The sequence below is a fragment of the Pseudoalteromonas citrea genome (genome assembly GCF_000238375.3).
Taxonomy (GTDB): domain Bacteria; phylum Pseudomonadota; class Gammaproteobacteria; order Enterobacterales; family Alteromonadaceae; genus Pseudoalteromonas; species Pseudoalteromonas citrea.
Genome location: NZ_AHBZ03000027.1, coordinates 481,679 through 494,114 on the forward strand (window position 1 = coordinate 481,679; position 12,436 = coordinate 494,114).

10 protein-coding genes are annotated in these 12,436 nt (G+C 41.3%); 4 read left to right on the plus strand and 6 right to left on the minus strand.

The annotated features are described in order from the left end of the window. The first annotated feature begins 134 nt into the window (after positions 1–134). Positions 135–1,247, plus strand: a complete 1,113-nt coding sequence (locus PCIT_RS20190) for an arginase family protein (protein ID WP_010361806.1) — start codon at positions 135–137, stop codon at positions 1,245–1,247. A gap of 155 nt (positions 1,248–1,402) precedes the next feature. Next, positions 1,403–2,146, plus strand: a complete 744-nt coding sequence (locus PCIT_RS20195) for a substrate-binding periplasmic protein (RefSeq protein ID WP_010361807.1) — start codon at positions 1,403–1,405, stop codon at positions 2,144–2,146. Here PCIT_RS20195 and PCIT_RS20200 read toward each other — a convergent pair. Then, entirely contained in the window at positions 2,102–2,347 is a 246-nt protein-coding gene (locus PCIT_RS20200; RefSeq protein WP_010361808.1) for a VF530 family protein, read from the minus strand. The two genes, PCIT_RS20195 and PCIT_RS20200, sit on opposite strands and share 45 nt — an antisense overlap. Before the next feature lie 24 nt (positions 2,348–2,371). Further along, the gene (locus PCIT_RS20205) at positions 2,372–2,659 is read right to left on the minus strand and encodes a DUF1496 domain-containing protein (protein WP_010361809.1); all 288 of its coding nucleotides are present in this window, start codon (positions 2,657–2,659) and stop codon (positions 2,372–2,374) included. Positions 2,660–2,783: 124 nt separating this feature from the next. Between PCIT_RS20205 and PCIT_RS20210 the strand changes: the two genes are divergently transcribed. After that, positions 2,784–3,014 carry a TIGR02647 family protein gene (locus tag PCIT_RS20210; protein ID WP_010361810.1) on the plus strand — a complete coding sequence of 77 codons (231 nt, stop codon included), beginning with the start codon at positions 2,784–2,786 and terminating at the stop codon, positions 3,012–3,014. A gap of 16 nt (positions 3,015–3,030) precedes the next feature. On the opposite strand, the gene maiA is transcribed toward PCIT_RS20210, so the two are convergent. After that, positions 3,031–3,657 carry a maleylacetoacetate isomerase gene (gene maiA / locus PCIT_RS20215; RefSeq protein WP_010361811.1) on the minus strand — a complete coding sequence of 209 codons (627 nt, stop codon included), beginning with the start codon at positions 3,655–3,657 and terminating at the stop codon, positions 3,031–3,033. Positions 3,658–3,722: 65 nt separating this feature from the next. Then, positions 3,723–5,018, minus strand: coding sequence for a homogentisate 1,2-dioxygenase (gene hmgA / locus PCIT_RS20220; protein ID WP_010361812.1), 1,296 nt, complete (start codon positions 5,016–5,018; stop codon positions 3,723–3,725). Between the two features lie 117 nt (positions 5,019–5,135). Here hmgA and PCIT_RS20225 point away from each other — a divergent pair, with 117 nt between their 5' ends. Further along, on the plus strand, positions 5,136–5,600 hold the full coding sequence (locus tag PCIT_RS20225) for a MarR family winged helix-turn-helix transcriptional regulator (protein ID WP_010361814.1): 465 nt from the start codon (positions 5,136–5,138) through the stop codon (positions 5,598–5,600). Between the two features lie 173 nt (positions 5,601–5,773). On the opposite strand, the gene PCIT_RS20230 is transcribed toward PCIT_RS20225, so the two are convergent. Both PCIT_RS20230 and PCIT_RS20235 read right to left on the minus strand, forming a co-directional pair. Next, positions 5,774–9,049 carry a TonB-dependent receptor gene (locus PCIT_RS20230; protein WP_010361816.1) on the minus strand — a complete coding sequence of 1,092 codons (3,276 nt, stop codon included), beginning with the start codon at positions 9,047–9,049 and terminating at the stop codon, positions 5,774–5,776. Between the two features lie 266 nt (positions 9,050–9,315). Continuing rightward, positions 9,316–12,435 carry a TonB-dependent receptor gene (locus PCIT_RS20235; protein WP_010361817.1) on the minus strand — a complete coding sequence of 1,040 codons (3,120 nt, stop codon included), beginning with the start codon at positions 12,433–12,435 and terminating at the stop codon, positions 9,316–9,318. Between the last annotated feature and the right edge of the window lies 1 nt (position 12,436).

The following is a 12,436-nucleotide window of genomic DNA, read 5'->3' on the forward strand; positions in this document are numbered from 1 at the left end:
ATTTTTATAATGAAGATTAATTGGTTGTGAAATGTATTTAATCATAGAAAGCGACGTAGAAAGTAAATTTATGCACAAACGCTACTCAGCATTTTTCGCATGAATATGCAAAGATAACCTATCTGGAGGACGATATGACAACCACTAAACAACAACTTCAAGAAAAGCTAGAGCATTGTTTGTGCCCACCTGGAGATGGCGTGTTTACAGTTAACACAGCCAAAGAGCGTAAAGATGCGCTAAGAACCAAACTGTATGGGCAAACCGAAGGCGTTGATGCAATTTGGAAAGAGTCTTTAAAAAATATCTCGTCTTCAGAACATAAAGCGGCAATCTTAGGTATTGCATCAGACTGTGGTGGTGGGATTTTACGTGGAGCAAACTGGGGCCCATTGTTTCTACGGTCGACTTTGATTGAACAACAGCCGCACGTTAGCGCGTTTGACTTGGGTGATGTGAGGGTTATTCCTCACTTGCTGCATGACAAATACTTGAACGAAGCAACAATAAGCAACTGTCAAAAGGCGTTGTATCAAAACTCTAATAGTGATTACTATGTTTCTCCACTTTCTATTACTGAAGATGTATGTGATGGGTTTTATCAGCAGCACCCTGATAAAGGAATATTTGGTATCGGCGGTGATCACTCAATTAGTTACCCGTTGACTAAGTCGTATTTGAAAGCAAAGCGTGATCTGGGTAAGCGCACTGCTATTATTCATTTCGATGCGCATACTGATTTACTTGTAGAACGTTTGGGTATTGATTTATGCTTTGGCTCTTGGTGCACACATGTACTGGAATACCTGCCAGCACCACACCATTTAATTCAGTTTGGTATTCGTTCTAGCGGCAAAGATAAGTCTCACTGGGAATCAACATTTGGCGTAAAACAGCACTGGGCACATGAAATTCGTGAGCAAGGTACATCTGCGATTGTTGAGCAGGTAATAGCGCAATTGAAAGCCGATAACGTAGATGAACTCTATGTGAGTTTTGATATTGATGCGTTAGATGAAGAGTTTGCATCTGCGACTGGTACGCCTGAAGGTAATGGGATGACGCCTGATGAAGCTTTAGAAATATTGACAGCGTTACGTGCTGAATTTCCAATTACCGGTGCTGATATGATGGAAATCGCCCCATTTACAGATAGTTCATTGGTCGGCCAGTCTAGCTCTGAGACTACCTTGAGAGAAGGTGCTAAAATTTCCGCATTTTTAATTGATGCTATAAATAAGAGTTAATTGATTAATATCCGAGGGCGAGGCATTAGCTTCGCCTTTTTTGTTCAAATATACTGAACTCGATTTTATAACGAGTGCAATCCCTTCGTCTTATCATTGTATTTACACGTTTTTACGCTATATTTTTTATGGGATAAAGTAAAGAAGCGCAATTGATGCATATAGGATTTATACTATTACTTAGCGTGTTTTCAAGCAGGGTTTTTGCGACAACATTAAGTGTTGTAACGGAGGAATTTCCATTATTTCAGTACTACAAGAATGGAGAGTTAGTCGGGTCGAGCGTTGAGAAAGTCACTGATGTATTAAAACGGGCCAATATTGATTATCAAATAGGGGTCAACCGTTGGTCAGTTTCGTACATTGCCGCTACGAGAGATCCGAATACATGCATTTTTTCAATGGGGCGTTCTAGTACGCGAGAACATCTATTTACATGGGTTTTTCCTATTGCACACTTTACAACATCATTTTATGGCCTTAAATCTGAGAATATACAAGTGAACGTACTTGGAGATGCTAAAAAGTACAAAACGGGTGTTATTCGCAATAATTATAGTCATCAATATTTACAAGCCAGAGGGTTTTCTGAGGATCAGCACCTAGTGATGCTTTCTAATTTTGATAGAGTGTTTGAGTTATTACAAACGCGTAAAGGGCTCCTAGATTTAGTGATATTAAGTGATACACAGTTTGATTATCGTGCTCAGACAGATCCTTTCACTAAACAACTTGAAAAAGTATTCACGCTCAAAAACCAGGGGGCGCAATTATATTTTGCCTGCAATAAACAGGTTGATAAAGACATTATTGAGAAGATCAGCAACGCGTATAAAGCATTGCTGAATGAGTCATCACTTTTTAATGGAAGGCCAAACAAAACTGTGAAAAGTATCTAAATAAAGTTGTTCAACTTTCTCACGTGCCCAAGGGGTTTTTCTTAAAAACTTTAGACTGGATTTGATACTTGGATCATGCGTAAAACAACGTATGTCAACAGCCTCACCCATTGCTTTCCAGCCTAAGTGGTCCTCAAGCTTTATCAAAATATCTTCTAGCTTAATGCCGTGCAGTGGATTTTTTGGCTGCTCTTGAGTCATGGTATGTCCTAAATTTCAAATTCACTATTTTACGCGTATTGTGCGTTCAGGATCCAGTTTTATTGGTACACCTGATGCATTGGCTTTTACCCAGACTAATCGGCTATTGTTTTGTCTTGGTAATTTTTTTGCGCACGCAAATAACATATCAAACTGCTTAATAAGAGAACCCTCACTGTATTGTTGGCCTTGGTACCAACATACATCCGTTGGTTGGTCAATAAATACAGACTTTTTATGATTGGTATCAAGCGCAAGGAGCTGTGGTGCAATTAGCATTACTCCAAAGGCGGTTAAAGTTAATTTTCTCATGGCATAACTCCGAGATTTGTCTAATCTTATTATGATTGTAGATAAAATCTTAATTGTGTGAGTAATATACAAACGATTAATCACCTTTAATATAAGATTAAAAACAAAATAAGAGGGAATCACAATGGCTTTTGACCAAAACATGATGGCTGAGCTGACTTTATTAGCTAAGTTTCCAAGAAATAGTATGCATCAAGGCATTAAATTACATAAATCTGCGGAGCCAAGTTTAAAAGATGCGGCTGAGCGATTGTACAATAAAGGGGTCATTGATAGCCCTGATGGGGGGTACTTAACCGATTTAGGGTTAGATTTAGTTGTGCACCTTGATCAGGTGCACTGTGCATTACAATAACGTTTAGTGTCAGTCACTATTGCGCGTCAGGTTGATTCTCTGGCGCTGCATCAATAAATGCTTGCAAGCTATTACAACGTGCATAAATCGCTGATATTTTTGGGTATTGGCTCATATCAACTTTAAAACGGATCGCATTAAATACTTGCGGTACGAGGCAGATATCAGCAAAGCCTGGCTTATCACCAAAGCAGTAATCATGATCGCCAAGCGTTGCCTCTAAACTACTAAAGCCCTTAATTATCCAATGACGATACCAGGTGTTCTTTTGCTCATCTGTAGCTGCAAGTTCTCCACTTAAATACTTCAATACACGTAAGTTATCAATCGGATGTATATCACAGGCTATGGCATAACAGAAACTACGTACTTGGGCTTTATCCCAACTATTACTAGGCAGTAGCGGGGTATCAGGGTGGGTTTCTTCTAGCCATTCTAAAATCGCCAGCGATTGTGCCAATACACCTTCAGTTGTTTCTAGTGCTGGTAACAGGCCGTGCGGGTTTTTATCAGTGTACGGTGTGGCTTGTTGTTCAGATTTTAGAAGGTTGACCAAAGCAAGTTCATGAGAAATATTTTTTAAATTGAGTGCAATACGCACTCGGTAAGCTGCTGATGAGCGGAAGTAAGTATAGAGTTTCATAAGTGTCCTTAGTTACGACAAAGGCACGATTAAGCGTGCCTATTTAGTATTAGTTTCGATGTAGCTTACTCGCCTTTATAATACTTTTTAATGTTCTTCCAACATTGCGCATAATTAGGCTGACGTTCTTTGCCTTCAAGGGCATACTTGGTTGGCGAAATTACGTATTTTGACTCAAACATAAATGCGAGTGTATTGTCATAGCGCTGTGGCGCTAGTTCAGCATTTGAGGCCTTTTCAAATACATCAGCCTCAGGGCCATGAGGTGACATACAATTATGTAAGCTCATACCACCGGGCACAAAGCCATGTTCTTTCGCGTCATATACACCTTCAATTAAGCCCATAAATTCACTCATAATATTGCGGTGATAATAAGGTGGGCGGAAAGTGTTTTCTGCTACCATCCAACGTGGAGGGAATATCACAAAATCAACGTTAGCAACGCCTTCAGTGCCCGATGGTGAGGTGAGCACAGTGAAGATAGACGGATCAGGGTGATCGTAGCTCACGGTGTTTATAACATTGAACCGTGATAAATCATATTTATAGGGTGCGCTATTTCCTGTCCAAGCAACCACATCAAATGGCGAGTGGCCAATATCACAGCGGAATAAGTTGCCGTTAAACTTAGCGACTAATTCAAAATCACCTTCTTTATCTTCAAAAGCAGCAACTGGGTACTGAAAGTCTCGCTCGTTGGTGTAGCCATTCGCACCTACAGGGCCGCGCTCAGGCAGTACCATTGGGTGGCCATAGTTTTCACAAATAAAGCCACGTGCTTCATCGTTTAATAACTCAACGCTAAACTTTATACCGCGCGGAATCACGGCGATTTCACCTGGTTTAATGGTTAACTTACCGCACTCAGTGTGTAGCAGTAATTCGCCTTGTTGTGGTACGAACAGCATTTCACCATCTGCGTTGTAGAAATATCGGCCTGCCATGGTTTTGTTTATCACGTACACATGAATACCAATACCCGTTTGGCCGTTAGCACTGCCATTAGCTGCCATCGTTACTAAGCCGTCAACAAAGTCTGTTTGTTCTTTTGGAATATCGATTGGGTTCCAACGTAGCATCGTCGGAGGAGTCGGCACTTCGGTGATTGGGGCGGTACGCAATAAGCCATTATCTATTGCTTGATAGTCACCTTGTACAACAGAAGGGCGAATACGATAAAACCAATTGCGACGGTTCTCAGCACGGGGGGCTGTGAACGCAGTGGTATTATATTGTTCAGCGTAAAGGTCGTATTTTATTTTTTGTGGCGAAAACTGACCAATAGGCAATGCGCCCGGCAGGGCTTCTGACTCAAACTGGTTTCCGAAACCAGTTAAGTATTGATACTCGTGACTCATTCGTTCGACTCCTGTAGGTTTTCCTGTAAGATACTCTCACGTGAGAGTAATATCAAGCATCTCACAAAACTAACTTTGTAAATTATTTTGTACGTAAACAGAGAAAAGGTGGCATACGTGAACAATAAGACATTATTAAATATTAATGAATTTCTGCCTTATCAACTTGTAGCCCTATCAAGTAAAGTCAGTGAGGACTTTTCTCACGTGTATATTACCCATGGAGGACTCACACAAGCACAGTGGCGAGTACTTGCGCATGTTGTAAACACACAAGGAATGGGAAGCACCGCAAAGCAAATCTGTGAGTTAGCGAACATGGATAAGTCGACCGTATCAAGAGCCATAAAGCAGCTAGAAGAAAAAACACTGATCAGGCTAACACAACATGAAAGCGATAAACGAGCCACGATAGTGACGGTCACTGACGCTGGGTGTGCCTTATATGAAGATATTACCCCCAAAGCACTTGATTGGGAGAGTGAGCTGCTGTCATGCTTGCAAGATGATGAACAAAACCAGTTGAAGACACTTATTTCAAAATTGTCGAATTACATTGCCATTAAAAGCTCTTCTGATTAGTGCATAGTTAGTTGGTGTAGGTGGGTTCTTTTTTACTCGGCCGTAGCTGTAAAGTAAGAAAGGCCAGCAATTGCTGGCCTTGAGAGTTTATCTAATTTGCGTGTTAGATACTCTATACAGTGTATTGTTACAAAAGTGCACTTAAATAGTGTATTTAAGCACACCCATTCATATTAGAACGTGTAACGAATACCAATTTTAGCCTGCCATGCAGATGAGCCTTTAACTATTGTTGAGTAGTTACGAACATCTGAACCTTGGTAACGTTGGTCAATGATTAACTTGTTATCATCATCTAGGCCACCGAAGTCATACAGTTTTTGGTCTGCAAATTGAATTTTCTTTTCAATGCCCCAGTCGCTGTTCAGCAGGTTCGCGAAGTTTTCAACCATGAAATATATTTCGCCCTTATGACCTTCGGCAAAACCAGGGATCTCTTGCTTAAAGCTGACGTCCATAGTTGTAACCCAAGGTTGAGTCCCTGTGTTACGATCTAGCAGTTGGCCACGCTCAGAAATACCGGCTCTATTTAATAGTGTTTCAAGTTCGCTCCAAGATAGGCCAGACTCATCCCAGTTTACATTAGCATCATCCGCACCAGTAGGGATGTAAGCTAAGTAAGCTGAAGTACTGTTGAAGTCTCTGGTATCACCAAAGTCGCCTTTACGGAATGAACCCATTGTGTAGTTAAGGGGTCTACCTGAGCGACGTTCGAAGAATACGTTAAACTTAGACGCATAGCCATCGAAGAACTCAGTTTGATAGCTAATGTTTATTTTTAAGTTATGTTCAACTTCATAGTGACCACGGCTAACCAGATCTACGTTACGGCTGTGTGTTGTAGCGTGTTTGTAGTTACCATCGGCAGTTGATGCACTACCAGGTGCTACGTCTTCTACATCTTGGTGTGTGTAACTTGCAGAAACATACAGGCCGTTGTCCCACTGTTTTGCAATCGCTGTTGAGAAAATAATTGAACGTGCACTTTCATCAGCGTTAGTCATCATGATGTCGTAATTATCTCTTAGATCACCAGAGTACATTGTGTCATATATAATACGCCCCGTTGCTGAACGAACGATATCACCATTCTCATCAAGCTTTGGTGAAATAGCAGTATTGTGCCAAACAGCTTCGTTCTCTTTTCTGTGGTAAGCAAGCTCTGCAGTCCACTTAAATCCATCACCTAGTAACGCAGAATCAAAATCATACTCAAAGCCTATTTGGGCGCGAATACTTGATGGCAATTCAAAATTAGGGTCGGTATAAGCTGTGCTGCCGGCACCTTGTTGTAATGAGTTAACAATTTGCTCAGGTACTTGTGTAATATCAACCTGCTCAATCCCAGAGAAGTAATCGTTGATGGCATTTTGTGATGCCGCAACGTATGTGATCCCATCGTTTTGGAATGGGTTGTTGTACCAAATACTTGGAACGCCACCTTGGAATCGACCAATACCACCATTAACGGTTAGTGACTCAGTTGCGTAATACTTAAAGCCAACACGCGGTAGAATAATATCAGCACCGTCTAAATTCTCTTGGTTTGTGTAACCGTAGGTATTTTGGAATGCAGTATTAAGTGATGGTTTATCGCTCGAAGACAAACGCTCATAGCGTACACCAGCAGTTAACTCTAAATCATCGGTAGGGTAAAACTTATCTTCAACATAAAGCGCTATTTGCTCACGCGTTGCATCGTAGGCCAAATCATTTGCATTACCCGTGTATGCATTAGAGTAGTCAAATTGGTAGTTATCACGGTTTAAATGTAGTTTTTTGTTTGCAAAGTCTTCTAAACTACCAAAGTCCCATGAACCTCTCGAGTTTCTTGCATATAAATTATAAAGGCGCATATCTTTTAACTCTGCGCCAAAGTTAATTTCATGCTCACCAAGTAAATAACTCGCATCGAACGTAACAGCAAGCGTCTGTGTTTCACCTTCATTTTCATGTCGATTGATATCGCGGCCAAATTCAAATGAATCTCCGCGGCCACCGTCAACGTACACTTCGATTGAACCAAGCTGAGAGTTTGAAATACTGTCATTGGTTACATCTTTATACGAAATTCCTAGCTCAGTAGTAAAATCATCGGACCAATCTGAGTAAATCTTGGTGGCAAAGTTGTTGAATTTAGTGACGTACTGATAACGGCCAGATGCCATTTTTACAGAACTACCACCTGTAGCGAAACCTTTCGTTTCTTCTTCATCTTGCCATTGATAAGTGAAATCAGCACGATGCATATCATTGATGTTCCAGCTTAACTTAACAAGCAAGCTGTCACTGGTGTCTTCTGGGTTTCCACCAAAGTTATCGTCAAGGCCATATACATTATTTAACGTGCCGATAAATTGGTTATAACTGGCTTCACTCACTTCGAATTCATGTGATTTACCAGAGCCATCAAATCCGTAATCCATTTCCATCTCTTGTTTCCAAGAGTTGTAGTTTACAAAATAGAAAAGCTCGTCTTCAATTAGTGCACCACCGGTGCTGAAACCTAAACGCGTTTCTGTAACAATAGGGTCAGTGTTAGAAGTCTCAAACGTTTTGTGACCGTCGGCATCAAGGACATTGTCACCAGCACGGTGAATACGCTCGCCGGCGTCGTTGAAAACATCTTCTTTGTGTTTTACTTCAGAGATGTTGTCAACTTTACCGCCAAGGCTAGGGGTGCTTGTTTCGTAGAAACTGGTAAATGTATATTCATTTGACCCAGATTTAGTTACAGCGTTGATCGTACCCCCACCAAAATTCCCTTTTTTTGCAGAAAATGGCGAAGCATCAACTGAAATTTGTTCAATCGCATCAAGTGCTACTGGTGGTTGTGCCGTAGGGTAGCCACCGAAGCTAAGACCAAAGTCATCATTCTGGCCAATACCATCAACGGTTAAGCCGTTTGTTCTTGGGTTATTACCCGCAATTGTAAGTTCACCGTTGCCGTTAATACTAGCTAATGGATTTAAACGGGCAATGTCTTTAATATCGTTATTAAAGCTTGGGGTATTTGCAATGGTATCTGCACCGAATACGCTGTTTGATCCACCAGCTTGCTGAACTAGGCGATAACCAGTTACTTCAATTTTTTCTACTTTTTGTAGCGGTTGAAGTTGTGAAATTAAACGGTGAGTGTCACCCAATTCGAGGAAAATGTTGTCTAACTCAGTATCTGAGTAAGTATCTGAGTCAAGCACTACGCGGTAAGGGCCGCCAACGCGCAAGCCTTTTGCAATAAAAGTACCTGAGTCATTGGTTGTAAATGTGCTTTTTGTGCCTGTTGGCTCGTGAATAACTGTAACTTTAACGTTTGCAGCAGCGTCACCAATGGGTGTTGTAATTTTACCACGCATTGCTGATGAGGTATCAGCGGCAAAAGCGCTAACTGATACGCCAAGGGCTAATGCCAAAGCGCCGGCCACTTTAGTTAAGCGAACGTTTTTCATTGTGTTGTTTCCCGTGTAAGGTTATTTAAAGTTTCTATTATTGAACTAATACTCTAAAAAGCTGTAACTTCAGAGCGGATCCAATATTTTTATAGTTTGTTGCTGTAAAGCAGGTGTTTTTAATCAGCAACATTGTGTTTAAAACTCAGTGTGTTTATTCACCGCTAATGATGGTGCATAAAAGACGGCTAATGCCCATATGGGTACATTAGCCGTCTATTCAATACTGAGTTTTAAATATGAGTCATATCCTTGACTCGAAAAAGTTAAAAGTCGTATTTAACCCCAAGGCGAATTTCATAAAGTGATGGTTTCACTTCAAAATCGGTGCCTGAAGGGTAATTAAACTCTTCAAAAACATATTTGCCATTGTCGTTAATTGACGCAGTGACCGCATTTTGCATCGCACTACCCGTGTTTAACGTACCCCAGTTGTCATTCAGTAGGTTACCTACGTTTTTAATAACAAAGAATGCAGACCCTTTATGGCCATCGGCAAATCCACCGAATTCCTGTTCAACTTTTAAATCAAACGTGACCCACCAGTCGCCATCTTGTGAATTACGGCCTTGAATGTCACCGCGTGTTAAGCCTTCACGCTCAACCCATTTGTCAAAGTCGGCTTTTTGGAAAGGAACTTTTTCACCTTGGTCATTTGTGTGGAAACCATACTCAACTAACCCATCGTTATCACGAGGTACATACAATAGGTCACGCTTGTTATCGGCATAACCAAACATGTGTGTATTATCGAACGTATAAGAGTAAGGATTGGTTTTAGCAGCCTGACCGAACAGACTAAATTTGGTGTCTAACCCATCAATGAACTGGTGCTTATACGACAGTGACATGGTCGCACGATGTGGGATTTCATAATTTGAGGTAGATACGCCCGGGTTTTGCGGGTCGTGCGCTGCAATACCATGGAAGTTAGAGAATGCCACAGAGCTTGTCATCGGGTGAACGTCATTCGATTTGGTATATGCGTAAGAAAGTGCGATATCGATACCGTTATCGAAAGATTTATTCATGCCAAATGATAAAACATGTGTGTATGCATCAGCGCCTGAAACGTTAGTTAACAATAAGTCTGACTTACGAGAATGGATGCTGTCATTATAAATAGGGCGTCCGTCTGGTGCTGTCTCATCACTCGCTAACGTTAAGTTACGAATAAGCGCAGAGTCTTTTTTATCTGTATACAAATAGTCTACTGTAAAGACGAAGTCAGATTCAGTGACGTAAGTCGCCCCTAATGAATACTTCCACTCAGACGGCAACTCAAAATTAGGGTCAGTCACATTTGTGCTGTCATCGACACTGCCAGAGCCAACCGAGTTGTATAGGTCTAATGGAATGTCGAATCCGGCTTTGCCACCGTTTACAAATGCCACGGCATCAGGGCCTAATAATTGCACATCACGTGCACTTTCTTGAATGTTACGAACCCCATCGTTTGAATAACTGTTAGAGATCCACACATTCGGGTTACCGCCAGAGTAGAGACCAAAGCCACCACGAAGCTCTAGTTGCTCATCGTAAATCCAGTTAAAACCAAAACGAGGCTGAATTAAGTCAACGCCATCTAGGTTTTGCTGATTAGAGAAGCCAAAACGCTCTTGAAAGTTAGGGTTGTGTGCTGGCACATCATCACTGGTATACCAGTCGTAGCGTAAGCCGGCCGTTAGTGTGATGTCGTAATCAATTAAATCGAACTTATCTTGAGCATATACTGTGTTCAGTGCATATTTGAACTCACCCGCCGCGTCTACAGGGTTATGTGACGACGCATTACCGTAATAAACACGCGCGATACCATTTTCAAAGTCTTCAATGCTGCCAAAACGATGTTCACCTTCATTATGTTGCACGAACATATTGAACACATCTAACTCTTCACGCTCATAACCAAATGATAGCTCGTGGTCATCAAGGTAATAGGTACCAGCTAGTTTAATTGAAAGGTTATCATATTTTAGTTTGTTAGCTTGACGTGAATCATCTGGGCCAAGGTAAACGTCAACGTCACCTGTATCAATTCTAAACTCACCGAAACCTGATGTGCTGTCTAAAGAAATTTGACGGTTATCTAGCTCAGAATAGCCTATGCGCACTTCTGTTGAAAATACATCGCTCCAATCTGAATACAATGAACTCACAAATGACTGTAACTCTGCACCACGTTCATAAAAGTGGTTAGACAATGAAATACGAGAAGAACCGCTATCTGACTGAGAAAGTGTAAAGCCATCATTATAGTTATAAACAAAACTTGCACGGTGCTCGTCGTTGATATTCCAATCCAGTTTGATAAGTACTTTCTCATCTTCGACTGGCATGCTTGGTACTAAAGAGCCCGCATCATAGCCATACTTATCTTGAGAAATCGCCGCAATTTGGTCAATTGTTGCTTGGCTTATTTTGCCGTTAGCCAGCGGTGCGTATTCAAATACTTGTGCACCTTCTAATTTTTCATAGCTAGTAAATAAGAATAGAGTATCTTCAACTAATGGCATACCTAGGTTAAAACCATAACGTTTTTCGTTATAGTTGCCTATATCTTGTGTCTTACCATCAATTTTATCACCTGAAAGTGAGTCGTTTGTGTAATCAAAAAATACGCCACCTGATAGGGTGTTTGTACCTGATTTTGTTACGGCGTTAATATTACACGACGTAAATCCACCATATTGAACGTCAAATGGTGCTAACTCTACGGCGACTTGCGCGATAGAATCGAAAGAGAAGGGCATGCGTTCTGTCGGATAACCATTTCGGTTTAAACCGAAGTTGTCATTCATACGCATACCGTCAACAGTTAAGCTGTTAAAACGCGGGTTACCACCGGCACACTGGATCGCACCTGAACTGCTTTCATCAACATAGATGCGTGGGTCAGTACGAACGATGTCTTTAATGTCACGATTTATGGCTGGCTTTTCTTGAAGATCAGCAAGTGAAAAGTGAGTCGCAGGGCCTGTACCGCCAGATTGCATGGTGATAGGTCGACCAGTTACAACGATTTGTTCGATGTTTTGTTGTGGTTTAAGTTGAACTGTTACAGGGTATACTTTACCGAGAGACAAATAAATGTCTTCTACCAAGGTATCTTGAAACGACTCTGAATCAACTATCACTTGATACGGACCGCCAACGCGTAGGCCTTTAGCAGAAAATGAACCACTGGCGTTAACCACTGCTGTTTTCACTGAGCCTGATGGAGTATGAATTATCGTAACTTTTGTACCAGCAGCAGGATTGCCTTGTGGACCAACGACTTTACCCTTCATCGCTGACGCGGTGTCGTTAGCAAATGCAGCTCCACTTGCACCAATACTTGCTGCAATAGCAAGAGATAGGGCGGTTTTGCGCAATAGAGTTTTCATT